The organism is Ramlibacter sp. AN1133, from assembly GCF_037890035.1.
Classification (GTDB): Bacteria; Pseudomonadota; Gammaproteobacteria; order Burkholderiales; family Burkholderiaceae_C; genus Ramlibacter.
Map to the genome: position 1 here is coordinate 175,136 of NZ_JBBKTQ010000011.1, position 19,923 is coordinate 195,058.

Annotated in this window: 15 protein-coding genes; 9 read left to right on the forward strand and 6 right to left on the reverse strand. The window is 63.0% G+C overall.

Translation table 11 applies throughout. The features are described from left to right. Positions 1-11 precede the first annotated feature (11 nt). From WG923_RS17355 to WG923_RS17375, 5 genes are all read left to right on the forward strand, one after another. Complete coding sequence (locus WG923_RS17355) at positions 12-929, forward strand: LysR family transcriptional regulator (RefSeq protein WP_340352237.1); 918 nt, start codon at positions 12-14, stop codon at positions 927-929. Between the two features lie 372 nt (positions 930-1,301). Further along, a complete protein-coding gene (locus WG923_RS17360; RefSeq protein WP_340352238.1) occupies positions 1,302-1,655 on the forward strand; it encodes a DUF1428 domain-containing protein in 354 nt (117 codons plus the stop codon). After that, positions 1,655-2,044: a VOC family protein gene (locus WG923_RS17365; protein ID WP_340352239.1), complete on the forward strand. Its 390-nt coding sequence runs from the start codon at positions 1,655-1,657 to the stop codon at positions 2,042-2,044. Before WG923_RS17360 ends, WG923_RS17365 begins: the two co-directional genes overlap by 1 nt. Before the next feature lie 329 nt (positions 2,045-2,373). Next, positions 2,374-3,249: a tyrosine-type recombinase/integrase gene (locus WG923_RS17370; protein WP_340352240.1), complete on the forward strand. Its 876-nt coding sequence runs from the start codon at positions 2,374-2,376 to the stop codon at positions 3,247-3,249. Positions 3,250-3,259: 10 nt separating this feature from the next. Beyond that, entirely contained in the window at positions 3,260-4,444 is a 1,185-nt protein-coding gene (locus WG923_RS17375; RefSeq protein ID WP_340352241.1) for an IS91 family transposase, read from the forward strand. Between the two features lie 1,372 nt (positions 4,445-5,816). Here the strand turns inward: WG923_RS17375 and WG923_RS17380 are convergent. From WG923_RS17380 to WG923_RS17400, 5 genes are all read right to left on the reverse strand, one after another. Next, positions 5,817-8,450 carry an AAA family ATPase gene (locus WG923_RS17380; protein WP_340352242.1) on the reverse strand — a complete coding sequence of 878 codons (2,634 nt, stop codon included), beginning with the start codon at positions 8,448-8,450 and terminating at the stop codon, positions 5,817-5,819. Next, positions 8,447-9,598, reverse strand: a complete 1,152-nt coding sequence (locus tag WG923_RS17385) for a metallophosphoesterase family protein (protein WP_340352243.1) — start codon at positions 9,596-9,598, stop codon at positions 8,447-8,449. Before WG923_RS17385 ends, WG923_RS17380 begins: the two co-directional genes overlap by 4 nt. Positions 9,599-9,603: 5 nt before the next feature. Further along, the gene (locus WG923_RS17390; protein WP_340352244.1) at positions 9,604-11,403 is read right to left on the reverse strand and encodes an ATP-binding protein; all 1,800 of its coding nucleotides are present in this window, start codon (positions 11,401-11,403) and stop codon (positions 9,604-9,606) included. A 6-nt stretch (positions 11,404-11,409) separates the two neighbouring features. After that, positions 11,410-12,441, reverse strand: a complete 1,032-nt coding sequence (locus WG923_RS17395; RefSeq protein ID WP_340352245.1) for an SIR2 family protein — start codon at positions 12,439-12,441, stop codon at positions 11,410-11,412. A gap of 680 nt (positions 12,442-13,121) precedes the next feature. Next, a complete protein-coding gene (locus WG923_RS17400) occupies positions 13,122-13,745 on the reverse strand; it encodes a tyrosine-type recombinase/integrase (protein WP_340352246.1) in 624 nt (207 codons plus the stop codon). A gap of 492 nt (positions 13,746-14,237) precedes the next feature. Here WG923_RS17400 and WG923_RS17405 point away from each other — a divergent pair, with 492 nt between their 5' ends. Together WG923_RS17405 and WG923_RS17410 are read left to right on the forward strand one after the other, a co-directional pair. Beyond that, on the forward strand, positions 14,238-15,596 hold the full coding sequence (locus tag WG923_RS17405; protein WP_340352247.1) for an SIR2 family protein: 1,359 nt from the start codon (positions 14,238-14,240) through the stop codon (positions 15,594-15,596). Beyond that, positions 15,593-16,669 carry a phosphomethylpyrimidine synthase ThiC gene (locus WG923_RS17410; protein WP_340352248.1) on the forward strand — a complete coding sequence of 359 codons (1,077 nt, stop codon included), beginning with the start codon at positions 15,593-15,595 and terminating at the stop codon, positions 16,667-16,669. The genes WG923_RS17405 and WG923_RS17410 overlap by 4 nt, the downstream gene beginning before the upstream one ends. A gap of 409 nt (positions 16,670-17,078) precedes the next feature. Here WG923_RS17410 and WG923_RS17415 read toward each other — a convergent pair whose 3' ends face one another. Continuing rightward, positions 17,079-17,747, reverse strand: a complete 669-nt coding sequence (locus WG923_RS17415) for a hypothetical protein (protein ID WP_340352249.1) — start codon at positions 17,745-17,747, stop codon at positions 17,079-17,081. Positions 17,748-18,286: 539 nt separating this feature from the next. On the opposite strand from WG923_RS17415, the gene WG923_RS17420 reads away from it, so the two are divergent. Beyond that, positions 18,287-18,583, forward strand: coding sequence for a type II toxin-antitoxin system HigB family toxin (locus tag WG923_RS17420; protein WP_340352250.1), 297 nt, complete (start codon positions 18,287-18,289; stop codon positions 18,581-18,583). Continuing rightward, entirely contained in the window at positions 18,580-19,821 is a 1,242-nt protein-coding gene (locus WG923_RS17425; protein WP_340352251.1) for an ImmA/IrrE family metallo-endopeptidase, read from the forward strand. The genes WG923_RS17420 and WG923_RS17425 overlap by 4 nt, the downstream gene beginning before the upstream one ends. Positions 19,822-19,923 lie beyond the last annotated feature (102 nt).

Below are 19,923 nucleotides of genomic sequence, written 5' to 3' on the forward strand. Positions count from 1 at the left end.
GCTGAGCCACCATGCAAAACCTGAACACGCTGGTCGTCTTCGCTCGCGTGGCGGAATCCCGCAGCTTCACGACGGCCGCCCAGCGCCTGGGCCTGACCTCGTCCGCGGTGAGCAAGGCGGTCTCGCGCCTGGAAACGGAGCTCGGGGTGCGGCTGCTGAACCGGTCGACCCGGTTGGTGACGCTGACCAACGATGGGGCGAGCTTCTATGACCGCTGCCGCGAGATCCTGGCGTCGGTCGAGGAGGCCGAGCGGGCGCTGACCCTGACCAAGGCAACGCCGCACGGACGGCTGCGGGTTCAGATGCCGGTGGGCTTCGGGCGTCGCGTGGCCGTTCCCGCACTCAGGCAACTGGCGCAACGGCATCCGGGCCTCGTTGTGGACGCGGAGCTCAGTGATCGCGTCGCCGACATCGCCTATGAAGGCTTCGACGCGGCGATCCAGATCGGGCAGGTGAGCGACGAGAGGCTGGTTGCACGCACCTTGTGCCGCTTGCGCTTCACCGCCCTCGCCTCGCCGGAGTACCTGGCCAAGCACGGAGAACCGCAGACGCCGGACGACCTGGACCAGCATCACTGCCTGGCATATGTGTCACCGATCACCGGTGGCTATCGGCCGTGGGAGTTCGCCAAGGACGGACAGTCATTCTCCAAGCGCGTGTCGGGGAACCTGAACGTGAACCACGCCGACTCGTTGGTGGAGGCCGCAATCGCGGGCATGGGCATCGTCATGATCAGCAACTTCATCGCGGTGAATGCGATCACAGGCGGGCAACTCAAGCCGATCCTCACCGACTACGTGGCGCCTGGACCGAAGGTCTATGTGGTGTACCCGCCAACGCGCGTGGCGTCGCTGAAGTTGCGGGCTTTCATCGAAGCTTTGGACCAGGCTGTTTCCGGGGTGGATCAAGCGTTCGATCGGAGGGCTTAGCGCGACGCCGTCGTACGGTGCTCGTGCGAGAACGCAAGCCGCCTCGTGGGCGTTCTGCAGCTGCTCGGCGAACCGCGAGCTTCGACGACAGGAGCGATGGTGAACCCTCACCGCGGTCGACAGCCACGAAGACACGTCAGTGCCACGCGTTGCAGCGATGTTCTGCAGCATTCGGACCATGGCCATGGTCGCGCCGCGGCGCCGATGCGATTCCGCGGGCGCCAGATCGGGATGCAGAACTCCGACTCACTGCTGCGTCGGGTCGAACCGTTGAGCTGCCATCGGTTACACCAACGTGTCGAGACTGCTTCCGCTGGGTCGTCGTAGTCTTGATGGCGTGTAATTCGGCGCGCCGCCAACAGGAGAACTCGCATGAACTACGTCGACGGATTCGTGATCGCAGTGCCAACTGCCAAGAAGGACACGTACCTCCACCACGCCACTGTTGCCGCACAGGTCTTCAAGGAACTCGGGGCGTTGGAGATTGTGGAGTGCTGGGGCGACGACGTGCCCGAAGGGAAGGTCACTTCGTTTCCGCTGGCCGTGAAGCGCAAGGAAGACGAGACCGTCGTGTTCTCGTGGATCGCCTGGCCATCGAAGGCGCTGCGTGACGCCGGCATGAAGAAGTTCATGGATGACCCACGGATGAAGGAGATGAAGGACATGCCCTTCGATGGCCAGCGCATGATCTTCGGCGGGTTCCAGGTCATCCTGGAGAAGAAGTGATGCTGCAGGCATGCCCGATGTACTCGTACATTCCGGTGAAGGACATCGCCCGCGCGCGCCGGTTCTATGAAGGCCAATTGGGGCTGCGCGCGAAAGAGGAGACGAACGGCGGTGTGGTGTATGAGTTCGGCGGCGGCACGGCTGCCTTCCTCTACCCCACGCCGAACGCCGGCATGTCGCGGGCGAGTCAGGCCTTCTGGTCAGTGCAAGACGTCGACGCGGAAATCCAGACGCTCAAGGCGCGCGGCGTCCAGTTCGAGCAGTATGACGACATGCCCGGCGAGCGCAGCGCGCAGGGGGCCATCACGGCTGGCGGCGCCAAGGCAGCCTGGTTCAGGGACAGCGAAGGGAACATCATGGCGTTGGTTCAGACGTTGTCGAAAGACTGAACGCATATGGCGACACGGCCTCCGCCCGAACCGAAGCCATCCCTGGGACCGCAGCCCGAACCACCGTCGGGGCCAAAGCCGATGCCTGAGCCGATGACTTGAGGTGAGCTGAGGCCGAGAACCGACCACCAACTCGGAGTCAACGGCTGGATGCCTGCTTTCGATCCGCTACCGTCGCTCGCCGATGCTGACCGAGCGGCAGCTATGCAGCGGAGGACTAAACCGCTCGCGCGGTAGGCGCTCCGCGCCAGGCCGGGTGCCCCATTTCCTGAGTTGCTGTCACCGTTGACGGCGAGGCAATACGCCTCGCCTTCGACTGGAGCAGAACCATGAGCTCATTGACGCCCGACGTGTCTCCACTGCGCCAACGCATGATCGACGACATGCGCATGCGCAAGTTCAACGGCAAGACGCAGATCCACTACATCCGCGCCGTGCGCAGGCTCGTCGCGTTTCTCAAGCGATCGCCAGACACTGCCACAGCCGAGGATCTTCGGGCCTTCCAACTCCACATGGTCGACACCGGTACATCCCCGCCGACTATCAACTCTACGCTCAGCGGCTTGAAGTTCTTCTTCGATGTGACGCTGGGCCACGCCGAGCTGATGGTCAAGGTGCAGCCCGTGCACCAGCCGCGCCCGCTGCCAGTGGTATTGAGCTGCGACGAGGTCGCCCGCTTGATCGCCGCGGCGCCGAACCCGAAGTACCAGGCGGCGCTGTCGGTGGCCTATGGAGCCGGACTGCGTGCCAGCGAGGTCTGTGCACTGAAGGTCACCGACATCGACAGCGAGCGCATGACGCTGCGCGTGGAGCAAGGCAAGGGCCGCAAGGATCGCTATGCCATGCTCTCGCCCGTGCTGCTCGAGCGCCTGCGTGCGTGGTGGCGAGTGGGGCATGCGCAGGGCAAGATGCTGCCGGGCGGCTGGCTGTTCCCAGGGCTCAACCCCATGGACTCGCTGTCCACGCGGCAACTCAATCGCGCTGTCCACCTGGCCGCTGACGCCGCCCACATCGACAAGCGCGTTTCGATGCACACGCTGCGCCATAGCTTTGCCACCCATCTGCTGGAGCAGAAGGTCGATATCCGGGTGATCCAGGTGCTACTAGGCCACAAGCGGCTGGAGACCACCGCGCTGTACACCCACGTGGCCACCGAAGTACTGCGCGCGGTGATCAGCCCGCTGGAGACGTTGCCGTCGTCATGATGCGGCCGCCGTGGCGCGCGCCGCCCTGGAAGTCGCCGACATCTTCCGAATCCACGGGCCCGCCTGGCGCCAGGCGCAGCACAGCCATCTGAGCCTGGGCCAGCTCAAGGTCATGTCGGCCATCGAACAGTGTCGCACCGCGGCACTGGGCGGACACGTCTTGCGCTGTGACGGCTGCGGCGCCGATCAGATTGCCTACAACTCCTGCCGCAACCGGCACTGCCCGAAGTGCCAGGCCAGCGCCGCCCAGCGTTGGCTTGAGGCGCGCACCGCCGACCTGCTGCCGGTGGAGTATTTCCACGTGGTCTTCACGCTGCCGGCGCCCATCGCCGACATCGCGTACTGCAACAAGGCGGTCGCCTACGGCCTGCTGTTCGACATCGCCGCCGAGACCCTGCTGACCATCGGCGGCGACCCCAAGCATCTTGGCGCGCGTCTGGGCGTCACCCTGGTCCTGCATACCTGGGGCTCGGCGCTGATGCACCACCCGCATGTACACGGCATCGTGCCGGGGGGTGGCTTGTCGAGCGACGGCAAACACTGGATCTCGTGTCGGCGCGGATTCTTCCTGCCGGTGCGCGTTCTGTCGCGGCTGTTCCGTCGGCGTTTCCTCCAAGCGCTGCAGCAGGCGCACCGCGACGGCCGGTTGCAGTTCTTCGGCGAGCACACGACGCTGGCAGACGCTGACGTCTTCGCGCGCTGGCTGGCACCGCTGCACCAATGCGAGTGGGTGGTCTACGCCAAGCGGCCGTTCGCCGGGCCCGAAGCAGTGCTGGCGTACCTATCGCGTTATACCCACCGGGTGGCCATCTCCAACAGCCGCCTCATCGCGCTGGACGAGCGCGGCGTGACCTTCCGCTGGAAGGACTACCGCGCCAAGGGTCGGACCCGCTACAAGGCCATGACGCTCGACGCGGGTGAGTTCATGCGCCGCTTCCTGCTGCACGTGCTGCCCGGCGGCTTCCACCGCATCCGTCACTACGGGCTGCTGGCCAACTGCAGCCGCACAGCCAGCCTGGCGCTCGTGCGCCAACTGCTGCAAGTGCCGCCGCAAGTTCCACCACCCGACGAGGATCCAGCGGACACGCCGCGGCCAACCTTCGTCTGCCCGCACTGCGGCCACGCAATGACCATCGTGCAGACCTTCACGCGCGGCGAGACGATCCGCGCACCACCCCATCGGTCCACGTCATGACTGCTCTCTGTCGCCAGCGCAAACTGACTTCGTCGACGCTTAAACCGCCGACACGGTCAGCTCGTGTTCGGCGCACTGTTCCACCAGGTCCTGACCTGTGCGCGAGCTTGTCAGCGGCGACGTTCCACACCAATGCCCGCACTCGCCTCGCCGCTGAGAGGCTGCGCCCCAATCGAACGCACCTTCACCGCGCCACCATGCGCCTGCAATCGCCATAGCGCGAGCCGACACCGCCCCGTTCTCCGCGGTTTCCTCCCTCGAGGTTTGTCCGACACCTGCCCTCTACCCGTTGGGGTCACGGCATCGGCGCGCGCCCCCGGGCAGATGTCGAACAAACCTAAACGGGAGCGGCCGGTCGCTGGTGGGCGCCAAGTTCACGGTCTCGACGTCAATGCGGTCATTGAGTCACCGCCCTGACCCGTACATGGGTGAACGACGGCGGAGGGTCAAAAATGGCAACGTCGGATGTTCGAGGCGCCGAGCGGGATCGAAGCGAGCGCGTTTATGTCAAACGGAGTGCTCGGCTACTTGCGCGGCCTGGAGCGCCCTTTTAACTCCGCGTATCGGTTGTACTCCGCCTGAGGAACGGCCGGCTTCAATCCGCCTACTGCAGCGGATGCTGGTCGACTTGTACTTCCGGCGAGCACGTCTTGCCACGCTCCCACAAAAGGACCTCGGAACCCGCAACCCTGAAGAATGCGAATCGCCTCAACGATGTTGTCTACAGCGATCGCGCCGAGACTTGTATCCGCTACACCCACGCCTGGCGGCAGCGCCGTTGCCCAGTCCTTGAACTTAGGCCAAGGCACCAGCTTCTGCGAGCCATCTTCGTGCTGCACTCGCACCCAATCTTTTCCGTCCGGCGCACTGAATAGCGCAACTGAACTCCACGCCATCTGCCACTGCCAGGGAGAGGGTGGCTTGGCGGCGCGGCGGGCTGTCGCCTGGGGGCTTGGAGGTGCGGGCGGGCGTAGGCTGGTAAGCGCAGCCTGCCTGCGCCGCAATTCCTCGAGGCGTGCCGCATGCGCATGTGCGGCCTCCGTCGCCTCTTGTTCGAATCTGGCAAGAAGAGCCCGTGTGTTCTGAAGGAGCATTTCCCGCTCCTCATCGGTCAGTCTGCGGCCGGTACCAGAGCCGTACTGCGCCGCGCCCAGTGCCTCAGGGCCACCGTACCGCTTCGCAAAGCAAGTGGACCCGAGCACCAGGAGCCGACCGTCTTCCTCGACCACATGAACAGCCGCATACACGGAATGTCCGCATCCGGGCTGCTGGCAGCGGACCCTGTCCTTCGGGTCAACAGCGACGATAGCGCGAAGTCTGGAGTTCCCGGAGCCTGTGTTCATAGGTGCTGAGGCCTCTCAATTCATCGTCACTATTGCAGCGTGCGTGGTTCGACGCCGAGATCCAGCCAAAGCTCCTGGTGACAAGTAAAGAGAAGAATTTGATGGCGTTGAGCGGCGTCGTAGATCACCCGCTTCATTTGCGCAAGCCGATCGAGGTCGCAGTTCACCAGCGAGTCGTCTAGCATCACGAGCGTGGGCTTGCCGGCCTCCTTCAGCAAGTCCGCATATGCCAGACGGGCTATGACGCCAATCTGCTCGCGTTCGCCGCCGGACAGCTCCTCGAACGAGCCCGTCTCGCTTCCGTGCATGCTCGTGCGCGTGAAGCGCTGCGGCCGCAGACCTTCGTCGAGCTCGATGCTCGCGCCGGGAAACTGGATGGCGAGATAGTGATTGATGTGCTTCTGCAGCGGCGCCCGGATGCTGCGCGCGACTTCGGCGCGTTTATCGGTAAGGACCTTTAGCAGGTGAGAGAGCGCTGCAGCGCGCCGCGTGCGGTCGGCCACTTGGCGCTTCAGCCGCTCGACCTCTTCCTCGAGCGCCGCGGCTTCCTCCTGCAGGCCCAGCGCGCCCTGTGCCTTCAGCTCGCCGGCGAGCACGTCCAGCTCCGTCCTGACGCGCCCGTGCGCTGCCTCGAGCGCGTCGGCGCTCTTCGTAAAGCGGTCAATGTCGCTTCGCAGCAGGTCGGGGCGCGCAGCGTTGATCTGCGCGGACAAGGCCGTCGCCTGCGCCTCCTGCGTCTCCTCCATCACATGCGCGCTGACGAGATCGGCCGAGAGCTTGCGCCGATGCTCGTCGCGCCCGGCCGTCTCCACGACGGCGCGCGCAGTATCGAGCGCCTTCCGGGCGAGACGCAACTGCTCCTGCGCCTTGAGCGCCTCGGGCCGCGCGGCATCGAAGGCATCCTGCGCCTTGCGCAGCGCCGCCTGCGCGACGGCCTCGCTTGCCTCCGCGACTCGCACGGGTACGATTTCGCCGTGGTCTTCGCCCAGCGGCATGGACTCGAGCGCCTGGCGGTGTTGCTCCACTTCGCCTTCGGCACCGTGGATCTGCGCCCGCAGCTCCTCGACACCCGCTTGCGCAATCCCCGCAATCACCGCCTTGAGCCGTCGCACGTCGGCTTGCGCTTCGGTCCATTCCTGCTCGCGCGCGCGGGCATCCTCCGCGCTGGCGGCACCCATGTTGTGCAGCAACTGCGCGAGCTCCGCCTCCGCGCGATCGACGTCGGACTGCAGCTGCGCGAGGTCCTTCGAGCCAGGGAGAACGCGGATCGTTCCGATGCCTTCTACGGTAATCTCGGCCGCTTGCGCGAGGGTACGCGTCCCGCTGCCGCTGAGCGCTTCGCCCGCCAGCCGGATGCCCGGCGCATGCAGCTCGTATTCCAGCCGTGTCGATGCCGCTTCGAGCTTCGCGCGCGCACCGGCAAGGGCACTCTCCCTCGGCGCGAGCCGCTTCGCTGCGGCTTCGAAGCCCGCGAGCCGTCCCACCGAAGCCTGGCGCAGCGCGAGCTCTTCCTGCTGTTCCTGCACGAGTTTGAGTTGCGCCTGAAGCTCGCCCTTGCGCCGCGTCGCCGTCGCCAGCGCATGCTCGTGCGAGGCGATGGTTGCCGCGCGCCGCGCAGCGCTTGCCTGTGCACGGGTAGCCGTGTCCTCCTCGCGCGCCGTCCTCAGCGTCGCCTCGGCGGCCTCGACCAAGGCTTGGGCAGCGGCCTGGCGCTCCTGCGCAGCATCGAGATCCACCTCGCGGTCGGCAACGGCCCGATCCTCCGCATTGAGCGCAGAAAGCGCGGCCTGCAGACGCTCAATGCTTCCCTGCGTGACCCGCAATTGCAGCTGCAGCTCGCGATGCTGCGCGCTCACCGCATCGAGCGCCTCGAGCTTCTCGCGTGCCTGGGCGGCCTGCAAGCGCTGCGCCTCCCATGGGCGCGTGCGCTCGCCTTGCGCGTGGCGCGCTTGCAGGTCCGAGAAGGTGTCGACCTTCGTCACATACGTGCGGATGCGCTCGCGCAGTTCTTCCAGCGCGGCCGTCTTGCGATCGAGTTCCTCTTTGGCGCGGAGGAACTCGCCGGTGGGCTTGCCGGTCCGCGTCTGCAGCAGCGCGAGGTCCTGCTCCACGCGCTGGATCACCTTGTCGCCCTCGGACGCGGCGAGCTCCCCGAGATCATCGCCCAGCGCGCGGCTGATGTACTCGTGCGCGTTATCGACCTGCGCCACGATCTGGCCCGACGTGCCTTGCTGCACCCACAGCAGCCCCGGCACCCCATGGTGCTCCGCACTGCTCTCGCCCCGCTTGGACAGCCGGAAGGAAAGCATCTCGCAAAGGTGCTGCTCGGCGTCGTCGCCGGTGAGCGTCGCGCCACCCTCGACCACCAGCGAGCAGGCCTTCTTGCTTCCGAACGCCTTGTTCAGCCGGTGCACCTTGCCCAGGCGCTCGAACTGGATCTGCACGGTGGGTGTGGCGCCGGGCTGCGTCCAGGGCGCCAGCGAGTCGCCGAGGCTCGCGGTCTTGTGGCGCTCGAGGAACGCCACGCGGATCGCTTCGGCGATGGTGGACTTGCCCTTGCCGTTCGCGGCCGCAATGAGGTTGATGCCCGAGCGCAGGTCGCTGATCGTGAAGGCCTCGCGAAAGCGCTTGAAGCCCTCGACGCGGATCGTCTGCAGCTTCATGCGGCGGCTCCTTGCGCAGCGCTGGCCGCGGACGGCCCGCGTTCGCGCTGGATCCGTGCGAGCTGCAGCAGCGCGTCCCGCGCGAGCTCCGGCTCGCTGCCGTGCAACTGATCCTTCAGCTGCTCCAGCGCGGCGCCCACGAAGCCGTCGCCGCGCAGCGCCTGCAGGTCGGCTTCGCTGGGCAGGATCCGCAGGTCGTTGTCACGTACCGCGGAGGCCGCCGCGCGCCGCTCTGCCGCTTCCACGGCCGCCTGCAGCCGCTCCTGCGAGGCCAGGTCGCACACGCCGGTGAGCGAGATGTCCGCGACCACGCTGCCATCGATGGACGCGAGGTCGCGCAGCGCGCTGTCGACATCGGCCTCGCCCTGCACCTCGAGTGCGAGCTTCTTCCACGCATACTTGCCGCACTTGACCGGTGTCACTCGCGGGATGCTGCCAGGGGCATCGATCTCCACGAGGAGCACGTAGCCGGGCTCATTGCCGCGAAAGCGTTCGGGCTCGTGCGTACCGCTGTACCAGGTGCGCGCGTCGATCTGCTTCATGCCGTGCCAGTCGCCCAGCGCGAGGTAGTCCAGACGTGCGCGCGCAGCGCGGTCCCCGGCGATCGGGTTCTGCGAATCGATGTCCTCGGCGAGGAGGCCTTCGACACTGCCATGCGCCAAGCCGATGCGAATCGCACCATCTGGCGTCTCCGCCGCATCGAACCATTCCGTGAGGTCGGTGTGCGTGTGGCGCTGCACCAGCGGCGCCGGCAAGACGGCGCACTTGGTTCCGCTCTTCCCCGTCACCTCCACCAGCTCGGGTTGGAGACAGAGGTGAACGTTCTGCGGAACAAGCCTCAGTCGCTTCGCCCTCTCCCAAACCGATTCTGCCAGCGCCGCGTCGTGATTGCCAGGCAGCATCAGCCAGGGGCCGTCGAAGCCACGCGTTGCGTCGAACAGCCGCTCGATCGTCTTGTCTCGCGGAGTCTGGCTGTCGAATACGTCGCCTGCGACAAGCACTGCATCCACTTTGTGCTCGGTGGCTAGTTTCGCGATACGGCGGACGCCCTCCTCGCGAGCGTTGGTCAGTTCTTGGGCGTCCCCGGCGTCGAACCGGCTGTACATGCGGCTGATCTGCCAGTCGGCTGAATGCAGGAATCTCATCAAGGCTCCTATCTTGTCGTGGCGGGATCACAGTAGGGGGTCGAAGTTGCCGAAGCCTGCATCGTTTGCTTTCGCCAGCCGTCAACTGCGACCGACAGCCCTCCGACTTCCTTATCGGAGGCCCAGCGCTCCCAGAAATCAACCGTGCCGCTATTGGGCCGGTGCTCAGGCGTTGACACCCGAATCCGCGTCGGCAGCAGGCTCGCATCCCCGACAACTAGCGCCTCGCCCGTGTCAAGCACCGGCAGGAGATCGCCGAACCCGCCCAGACTATCCGGCAGCAGCCTGCGCACGACAGATTGGTCATCGCCATTCGTCAGCCGCATGGCCACCAAGTTGTTGCACTGACTCAGGACCGTCCGGTTGACCTCCGAGGGGCGCTGACTAATGACGACGAGCCCTACGCCGTACTTGCGACCTTCCTTGGCAATCCGCTCGAAAATTTCAACAGAGATTTCCCCGGCACCGCCGGCCTGCTGCCGCTCCGGGATGTAGAGGTGCGCTTCGTCGCAGAAGATGGCAACGGGATGGCGCATGGAAACTTCCGTCCACTGCTGCACGGAGAAGGCGAGCTTCGCGACCAAGCTCACCATCAGCGGCAGCACGTCCGAGGGGACCTCAGAAAAGTCGATGATCTTCACGCCACCTCCGCCCTTCTTCTGGTCGAGAGAGCCGGCGAGGAGAGCGGTGACAAGCCGATCAAGCCAGTCAAACGCCTGCGTTTCACGATCGCCTTGGAACAGGAATCCCAGTCGGCGGTCCGTGCGCTTGTTCTCCAGACGCTGGATCATCCGACTTAACTTGCCGTTGAACTCGCCCGCCTTCTCGGATCCTGCGCGAGCGCCGGGCACCAATTCGTCGTTCAGCTTGGTCAAGTCGTCGATGACGACTGAAAGGTCGAACGGAATTGGGCTGTCAATCGTGAAGTTGTCAAGGACGTCGCTGCGGCTCTGCTCCTGCAGGTACTTCCGCTTGGCGCCCAAGATAGCACGAGACATCACCATCGCTTGGTTGGGGGCGTTCTGGTCGGTGCGCTCAACGAACATCGACGTCATGGCTTCGTAGCCAAGAAGCCAATACGGAAGGAAGATGACGCCGTTATCGAGAGATCCTCCACCACCCAAGTCGGCCGGACCTGCGATGCGGAAATGCTGAAAGCCCTTCGAAGTCAATGGCGAGTATTCGCCGTGGATGTCGAACACGATCGCATTGGCGTTGGGCAGGGCCGCTACCTGCTCGAGGATCCTGGCGGTGGTCCAAGACTTGCCGGAGCCCGTGCTGCCGACGATCACCGCGTGACGCTGGAAGAACTTGTTGCCGTTCAGGAATGCATCCGCGCTCTCATCTAGCGTGTAGTGCCCTAACGTGAGCTTCTGCCCGTCGCCCGAGATATTGGCGATCACGCGCATAAAAGCGGTCAGCCGCTCTCCCTCGAGCGCGAAGCAGTTGGCGTCGATCTCCGGGACTGTTTCCAGGGTGCGCAGGAACACGTTGTTGCGTGTTCCGACCCTGTCCATCAGCGTGCCAATCAGCGCAATGCGCACCACGTTGAGCTCTGAAACCGGCTCGTCGACGTCCTCGTTCTCTGTCTCTGCCAAGCTATCCTTCCCATCCAGCGCCGTTCGCGTGATCTTCTGAATGATCCCGATCAGATGCTGGCCTGCACGACTGCTTTGCAGTACCGCTAGACGGTTGACCTGCAGCTTGCGCAACCGGTCCACATCGTCGACGGCGATCACCACCGTTGCCGTATCCACAGAACGAACGCGACCCAGCGACTCGTTGTCTCGGTAATCGAGAATGCTCATAGGTGCTTATGCAGTGACAAGGGACAGGAATCGATCGAGGCGCCAGAGCTGCTCACCTGGCAGCTCAAGACCATCCGGCACCTCGTGAGTGAACATACGCGTGCCGTGCGCCCACTCCTCCAGAGCAACGTAGCGGCTGCACCGTCCGCTCTTCAGGAACCGGTGGGCCGTCGAAGTGATCTCCTTGGTAATCAGAACCAGCGGGACCTCAGGACGGGTGCAGCGCTCCATCATCAGGGGCTGCAGGTGGTCGTCATTGAAACCGTAACCGATGCACAGGAACGCGTTCGCCCGAGCCACGGCATCATCGGCGCTGTGCATCGCGCTACGAAATGGCTCCTCGTGCGTGCGCCGATATTTCTCCGTCCCAGGCGTGACGATGACTGGGCTAAAGCCCCCTGGAAGCGTCTTTAGAGGGCCCAGTGAAACAATGGACCCGTCTGGGCCGCTGAACCAGCCCAGAGAGCCATGCACCTTCCACACGTTGACCGTTCTGGCAGCACGGCGCGCTGCATAGATCCGTGGGACATCGACGGCACGGGTCCCGAACATGCCAAGAGTAAAACCCGTGTACGCGCAATAACCGGCAGCCTCAGCGGCATACTCTGCCAAGCGGTCATAGTTCGGAGTCACAACTTGCAGCTCCATAGCGGTGCTGCGCAAGAGGTGTTGAAAGAGTCGGCTAAGCGGCAGCAGGCGCCGGTCTGTCAGTACCTGTTGGAATATCCTGAAGTCCGCTTCATTGAGGAAACTCCAGGTGGTGTTTACGATATGACCAAGTACCTCAGGGGTGACATTGACGCCGGTCAGGGCGGACTCAAGGTCCATCACCTGCACCTTGCCTAGAAAGTCTCTCCACGCAGTGGCGTGCGGGGCCGCTTCGCAGCCTGCGGGCAAAATTGAGCTCGCTAGGTGTCTGCCCAGCGCTCCCATGCCTGGAATGCCGTGCCCAGCGGATGCTCCGCTGCCCAGCACGATGACCGGCAGTTTTCCGACGCAGTCCTGCACGTGGGACTGCATGGCCTCCGCTGGGTCCATGAGTCGCGCCTCCTCGCGCCGCTGTGGCCAATTCGCTGCACGAATTGAGCCTTACGTACTCACTCCTGTCCGTTTCTCGACTTTGCGTCGAGATTTCTCACGTTATGCCCGCGCCTACAGAAGTTGAGCCTTACGTACGGATGAGCATATCGTAGCGCTGAACGCGATGAACTCCCGCCCGCAGGTAACTTCCTCGCCCATTGGGAGGAGCACGTTGGTCGCGTTCAGGCGGTTCCGAGGTCGAACATCCCGGCGAGACGAGCGAGTGTCTTGGGCGCGACGCACTCGTCACTTTGCGGCCCCATTTGTTTGGTCACAAAAATGGCTCCAAGGTGACAGTCCCTTGCCAGCACAGCTCGGGGACACCGGCGGTACGCCTGGGTCTGCATCATGCGCAGGTATCGGCGACCGCCGTCATCGGCCAACCCTGATCGTCCACCCGCAGTCTGGACGCGTCGTTCAGGCACCAAGAGTCGGCAGTGCAGCGGGAGCGGTCGGCCGCTGTTGAACGTCGGGCTCACGGTCTCGGCTCTAATTCGGTCATTGAGCTACCACCCAATTGCGGCCCCAACGCCCGGAATCCAAGGAGCTGCCGACATTGCCAAGTCGGCACCCCGATGGCGGTCGTCGAGAGCGACCGCCCCGATGCACCACCGACGCGGTCGCGATTTTCCCCTCCCTCAGATTTCCGTCTGCTCTGAGATCTCAAGAGAATCATCGACTTCGATACCAAGGTACCTTACCGTCGATTCAAGCTTGGAGTGTCCGAGGAGCAGTTGCACGGCGCGAAGGTTCTTGGTGCGCCGATAGATCAACGTTGCCTTCGTCCTGCGCATCGAGTGCGTGCCGTAGTCGGCGCGGTCCAGGCCTACGTCCTCAACCCACTGTTGTAGGATCCGTGCGTACTGCCGGGTCCCGAGATGAGGCGAATCGTGGAGCCGGCTGGGGAAGAGGAAGGCTTCCGACTTCAACCCGGCCAGTTTGATCCACGCCTGCAGAGCGTCCCGGGCGGCTGTCGTGATCTCGAACTGCACGGGGCGCTGGGTCTTGTGCTGCATGACAGTGGCGCGCGTCGCAACCTGGTCTCCATGACAGACGTCTCGGACCTTGAGGGCGACGAGATCGCATCCGCGAAGCTTACTGTCGATACCCAAGTTGAAGAGCGCGAGATCTCGCACCCGCCCTTCCATCTGCAGGCGGACACGCAGCGCCCAGATGTCTTTCACTTTGAAGGGTGCCTTTTGCCCGACGATCTTGCCTTTGTTCCACGGCTCGCGGTGAGTGGTATTGCCTTCGGCTGTCATGATGGTCTCCCATCAAGTTGAGGGACATCCAGGATGCGTCTCGGCCGCGCGCGGGCACTTTCCCACCGGGAGCGGGTGATTCCGAAGGCTGGGCGGTACGGCCAGCTGTGGAGCGATGATTCCGACTCACGGTCGCGGCCATAAGAAGTCGATCACGAACGATCTCTGGACTTACCAATCGTCGTCGGCCATGCCGCGCGGCCCCGGGCCGATTGCCTTCGTAATCACGGTGAAGCGCGCAGGGCGCCTCGTGCCTCATCATTTTGGTCGGCTGGCGTGCCTCGGATCTGGGAATTGGCCATGGAGTGTTCCGGCAGGAAAGTAGGCGACTAGCTGCGAGGCACATCGGGTGCCAAAAAGCGGTGTCGCACTCAAGCCGTAGCATTTCTGCGCTAGAGTGAGCAAGGACTCCTGAGCCCGATGCCTATGAGCAGCGGAGAACCAGTGCATCAAGAATGACTTAGAAAGGCTGAAGTGCTGCAACCTCAGGACGTGATCAACGAGTTCTCCAAGGCTCTGGTAGAGGGCCGCGGCGCTGTGTTCGTTGGGTCGGGGATTTCGACCCCGTCTGGCGTGCCGGGCTGGCAGGACCTACTTAGGGACATGGCCGTAACACGGCTGAGAATCCAGCTGAAGCCCGACGACGACCTTCCGTTGATCGCGCAGCACATCGTCAACCGAACGAACAATCGGGCACCCCTGATCGCTCACTTTCGCGACGTCCTGCAGAAGACATACGCGCACAACGTGTACCACGCGATCTTGGCAAAGACCAACGTGAAGTGCCTATGGACCACGAACTACGACACTTTGCTTGAGGAGGCATTTCGGTCTCAATTCAAGGTGACGGTTCGTGCTTCCGACGAATCCATCTCCCGCGGCGGAAGGGTTCCGGACATCGAGGTGATCAAGATGCACGGCTGTATTGAACAGTCCGACGCCAAGGACTTGGTGGTCACCCAGGAAGACTACGAGGACTTCTTCGAGCGGCGACCCGCGACCGCCCATCGACTCAGACAAGACCTAATCGACCGGCAGCTTCTCTTTATCGGTTACTCCTACGCTGACAGCAATATCCGGAACATTGCGGTGGAGGCGCGCAGGCTGGGAAGGCGAGCTCTTCGCCAACACTACATCGTCCTTCGACGGGAAAAGAAGGGGACAAAGGAGGAGGTTGCTGCGAAGCAGGCGCGGCAAGACCTCTGGTTGGGCGATCTATCACGCATAGGAATCGCCGCATGCCAGATCGATGAGTTCTCGGAGCTAGAGAACATCTTGGAAGGGATTGCGCTTCGTTCAAGGGGCCACACTGTCTTCGTTACCGGATCGCATGAGCGAGACACTACTGTTGCGACGAGCCATCCTAGATCCGTCGGCGAGCGGCTAGCCGAAGAGCCGGGGCTGGTCCTTCTCGATGGCCAGTCGACCGGCACAAGTAGAGATGTGACCTCGGCCTACATGGAGCGGTGCTTGCACAAGCGAGTCGACATCCTTCCCCGCTTGCGGCTGTTCTCGAACCCGTATGCCGCGAATCCCAGCTTCTCGAATGACGCGAAGCTTCTGCCGGCGCTTCGGGAGTGGCGCGCTCCGTTGATGAGGGCTGCACAAGTTGTCATCGTGTACCACGGTGGTATGGGTACCGAGGCCGAAGTGCAGCTCGCGAAGGATGTCGGATGCTTGCTCCTCCCGGTCCCCGAACGAGACGGTGATCTGCCCTCGCGAATGTTGGATGACCCGCGGATCAAGGCGGCGCTCGAAGCGGCAGACCCAGCCTATGTTGCGAAAGCGCGTAGCCACTACGTTTCGCCAGAGGATGTCGTCGCGTGCGTCAAAAGGATGTTTTCGCAATGAACGCTCGCCACATCGTTCGCATTCTCGCCCCGTCGCTTTCGCTCGATGCCGGGCCCGGATGCCGCACTTTGGTGATGGCGCTTGTTGGCGCGAGCCATCTCAGGCAGATCGAAGATCAGGCAAGAAAGATCCGGGCGCTCGCTGCCTTGCCCAATGGACCGGAAATCATCAGCGACCTGAGCCTCGTCCGACCTAAAGCGGAATCACCCCTGTGGCGACGCGTACTGCAGGAGACATCCGCCGCTGCCGCCTGCCTGCCCGTCTACAGCGTGTCACGGACTGACGAGGGGCGAATCGATCCCAGCGAACTGCTCGATGTGGCCATCGAGCAGATGGAAGGAGGCGTGGGCCTGCTCACAATTCACCCGACACCGAGCAGGAAGATTCAGGAACTGGCGGGCAGGCGGCTTGTTCCCTGCACATCGCGTGGCGGAGGGCTGATCATCTCAGACGCGGGGAGTCGGAACTGGAAAGAGGAGAACGCTTACCTCCAGATCCTTCCTCAGCTCGTGGCGCACGCCAGACGAAACGGTACGGTGCTAAGCTTGGGCGCCTCCTACCGGGCCGCGAACATTTTTGACTCCGGGGATGCGGCTCAAGTTGCGGAGATTGAAGTGCAGGCGCAACTAGCTAGCGACATTAGCAGTCAGGGAGTTGGCGTGATAATCGAGTCGCCAGGCCATGCCCGGCCAAAAGACATAAAGAGGCTTGCTGGCTTGCTGCGCTCCACCGGCTTCCCGATCATGCCCTTGGGCCCGATACCGACCGACACCGCCATCGGTCAGGACCACATCTCCAGTGCGATAGGGGCCACCCTTCTCGGGCTGGAGGGATGCGCTCACATTCTCGCCGCGGTCACTAGAGAGGAGCATACCGGCGGGATCCCCAGCGTGGAGTCCACCATCGAGGCGGTTGCCGCGGCCCGTGTAGCGGCTCGCGTGATCGACCTCGACCAACTGGATGACGACAAGCCGGATCTGGCTGTCGCGAGTGCTCGATCAAGTGGAAGAACTTGCGTAGTGGGGAAGAACAACCGCGGTTGCGATCGCTGTGCGAAGGCCTGTCCCCTTTGAGCTCGTTCGGGCGCTCTGCTTAAGCCGGCGGACGCCGTCGGCCCTCTGTATTTCCGGGTCGATGCACTTGAACGAGAAGAACCGATGGGGCAAAGAAGCGCCGACGCTGCGGATCCAGAAAATCATCGGCACTCGGGTGCTTGACGGCTACCCGATGACGAAGCAACGTGTCTCTCGTTCCTCTGGGTGGTGCCGAGAGTGGCAAAGTGGCGCTGCGGCCGACGCCTAATGGAGTGGCTGGGCTTTACGGTGAGCAACCGGTTCAGGGCGGCGATTTCGCTTACGCCATGGTCCGCGATGGGCGATAGCTGCCATGGAAGCGCCGCGGCGCGCGTTACGCGGGTGTTCGTGGAGGGCATCCTCAGAAGGGTCCACTATTCCGCGACGCAATTCCCGGCGTTTTGGTGTTCTAGCCTTCTCGCTTAGATCCAGCACCGAAGCGCCAGTTCTCTGGATTGAGGTGCATCGACCGATTATTCAGAGAAGCTTGGTGCGTCGGATTGTTCGGGTTCAGCGCGTTGCTTCGATCCTGATTGCTTCTATTCGTCAGATGCTCGTTGGGGTAGGTATCCTCGGTTGCCAGTCCAACATACGCCCGCTTTTGCCAGCCAGGGAACTCCCTCGCGGGCTTGTTTAAGTCAAACAACAGGTGCCAGGAGTCGTGCTTGTCACCCAGGTCCAGAGCGATATTGGCCTGCATCGCCGTTGCAAAAGGGTCCAACTCGCACAGACAGTGATAACCCGAACCCGCCTGTTCGCATCGTCGGCGAATGAAGTAAGGACGTATGCCGCCAAGCTTCTCACAGAGCTCCTCCACCGAGTGGACATACTCGTGCCGGTTTTCTTCCTTTGGCACCACGCAGGCGATCGAAAGCCGATGTCTTGCAGGGAGCAAGGGAGCGGCACCGCGCACGGTAGCCTCGGCGCACTCTGTGACGTGCTTCCAGTTCGCGTACCCGGATTGGCAGGCGACAGCTTCGAGCGCATGGGACAGCTGGCAGCCTTGAGCGTCTCGATACGCCTTTGCTGCGAGCTTGAGTTTCTCAAAGGCAGTTGCCGTGGTGGGGATGTGATGCATGCGTTCCTCAGAGGTATAGGCGGAAACCTCCGGTGCCCACTGCCGAAGTCCGCTGACCTAGGGAATCCACGCTGAAAGAAGTGTGTCGTCCCGGCGAACCAGGTGGGCCAACGGTGGGCAGCACGCGCCGACATGCGCGATGGCCGGATTCTACGCGAAGCGATTCGGGTCTCTCACCAGGGCGTTTCGGCCGCTTCCGCCCGTAAGCAGTTCGTGTTTCGCGGGAAGACGGAGACCGACCGGCGGCGTGCGAGGGCGACTTGATACAGCAATTGGCTGAGCCCTTCTCCTGAAATCCATCTTGTACTCCCTTCGATCTATCGGCAGCCTACATCGTCGGGCTCTCTGTTCTACGCGCGCGCTGGCTGCCACCGCGCCTGGCCTGTGGCCCGGCACGGTCAAGGCTGGCCAGAACTGAGTGTGAACGGATCTGGCAATTTCCTGCGGTGCGGCTCGTGCCACCCCGGTACCGGCCCTATTGCTGAGCACTTGCGTTCCGTTTTGGGACTGATAGAATCGGTCCCAATTTGGGAACTCTCATGCTCCTCCTCGGCAAACTTCGACTCGAGATCTTCGTGCGGCAGCACGAGGAAGCACGGGTGCCTCTTGGCGCTTGGCAACTCGAAGCTGAGGAGTCGGCGTGGGCTGGACCTGAGGATGTTCAGGCTCGCTACGCGGACGCGGTGGTCGAATCGAATCGCATTCTTTTCACCTTCAGGAAGCTCTACAAGTTGGACGTCAAGGCAGAGTTCAAGAACGGGGTCCTGCTCGTACAGCGCATATGGACCGAGGTCACCAAGCCGGCCGTCCAGAAAACTGCGAGGAGCAAGGCATGACGTTGAAAGTCCGAGTTCTGAAAACTGACCTCGACTACGAGGCCGCGATGCAGCGCATGGCGGAGTTGATGGGTTCGAAACGCCCTCGGGGCAGTGACGAGGAGGCTGAATTCGATCTCCTGCGCCTTGTCATCAGCGACTACGAATCCAAACGGACTGACGAGCCCAGCATCACTGCAGTCCAAGCGATCGAGTTCCGGATGGAGCAGCAGAAGCTGTCGCGTAAAGACTTGGTGCAGTTCATCGGATCCCTGTCTAAGGTGTCTGAAGTCATGACTGGAAAGCGCCCCTTGAGCATCCAAATGATCCGACGCTTGCACAAGGGTTTGGGGATTCCGGCGCGTGCGCTGATCGCGGAGGCCAGCGAGCTAGCCAGCCCCGATGTAGACGGGGAGGAGGCTGAGTACGACTTCGAAAGGTTCCCGATCAAGGAGATGTTCGACCGCGGACTTTTGGAACGGGCAGAGGAAGCACGCGGACAAGACATCAGAAATCAGGTGGCTGAGCAGGTAAAGAAATTCCTGGCTAAGGTAGCGGCTGCCGCCAAGGAGCCTGCCTTATTGAGGGCACCACTCTTCCAAAGCGGAGCGCGCACGATGGACGAATACGCGCTTCTCGTCTGGCGCGCGTGTGTACTGCAGAAGGCAAAGCTGTTTCCGCCAAGTGGGACGTACCGGCACGGCGTGATTACTCATTCATGGTTACGCACTCTCGCGCAGCATTCTCGGCACGCAGAAGGGCCGCAGCTTGCCCGCAAATATCTTGCGGATCACGGCATTTCCCTCGTGGTGGAACCGCGATTCAAAAGGACGTACTTGGACGGCGCGGCGATGATGGCCGGTAAGACCCCGATCATTGCCCTCACGCTTCGGCACGACCGCCTCGATAATTTCTGGTTCGCGCTGTTGCACGAAGTGGTTCACGTCCAAAAGCACCTCACGCAGCACCTTTTCATCGCTGACAACCTGGACGACAAAGCTCGCAGCGGGCAAGTTCAGGAAGATGAAGCTGACACGGGCGCGCAGGAGGCACTCATTCCGCAAGCCATGTGGATGGCGTCGCGCGTGCGCGAGTCGCACTCGGCCGAAGACGCGATCGAACTGGCCCGCGAAGCGGGCGTGCATCCCTGCATCGTGGCTGGCCGCGTCCGGCACATGACCGGAAACTGGCGGCTACTTTCGAACTTCATTACGACGGCAGGTTCAGTAAAGCCCTACTTCGAGGACCAGATGCAATGAAGACAAAACCAGACGGAGGACTTTTTATGACGGCGAAATAGAAAGCGGCCGAATACCAGAGCATTCGGCCGCGGGGTGACGAGCTTTAGGACTCGCCGGTTT

Bases quoted from the DNA above. Each gene is read 5' to 3' on its own strand.
- WG923_RS17395 (WP_340352245.1), bottom strand. From the start codon at position 12,441: ATGGACCCAGCGGAGGCCATGCAGTCCCACGTGCAGGACTGCGTCGGA.
- WG923_RS17365 (WP_340352239.1), top strand. From the start codon at position 1,655: ATGCTGCAGGCATGCCCGATGTACTCGTACATTCCGGTGAAGGACATC.
- WG923_RS17380 (WP_340352242.1), bottom strand. From the start codon at position 8,450: ATGAAGCTGCAGACGATCCGCGTCGAGGGCTTCAAGCGCTTTCGCGAG.
- WG923_RS17415 (WP_340352249.1), bottom strand. From the start codon at position 17,747: ATGCATCACATCCCCACCACGGCAACTGCCTTTGAGAAACTCAAGCTC.
- WG923_RS17425 (WP_340352251.1), top strand. From the start codon at position 18,580: ATGACGTTGAAAGTCCGAGTTCTGAAAACTGACCTCGACTACGAGGCC.
- WG923_RS17390 (WP_340352244.1), bottom strand. From the start codon at position 11,403: ATGAGCATTCTCGATTACCGAGACAACGAGTCGCTGGGTCGCGTTCGT.
- WG923_RS17420 (WP_340352250.1), top strand. From the start codon at position 18,287: ATGCTCCTCCTCGGCAAACTTCGACTCGAGATCTTCGTGCGGCAGCAC.
- WG923_RS17370 (WP_340352240.1), top strand. From the start codon at position 2,374: ATGAGCTCATTGACGCCCGACGTGTCTCCACTGCGCCAACGCATGATC.
- WG923_RS17355 (WP_340352237.1), top strand. From the start codon at position 12: ATGCAAAACCTGAACACGCTGGTCGTCTTCGCTCGCGTGGCGGAATCC.
- WG923_RS17360 (WP_340352238.1), top strand. From the start codon at position 1,302: ATGAACTACGTCGACGGATTCGTGATCGCAGTGCCAACTGCCAAGAAG.
- WG923_RS17400 (WP_340352246.1), bottom strand. From the start codon at position 13,745: ATGACAGCCGAAGGCAATACCACTCACCGCGAGCCGTGGAACAAAGGC.
- WG923_RS17410 (WP_340352248.1), top strand. From the start codon at position 15,593: ATGAACGCTCGCCACATCGTTCGCATTCTCGCCCCGTCGCTTTCGCTC.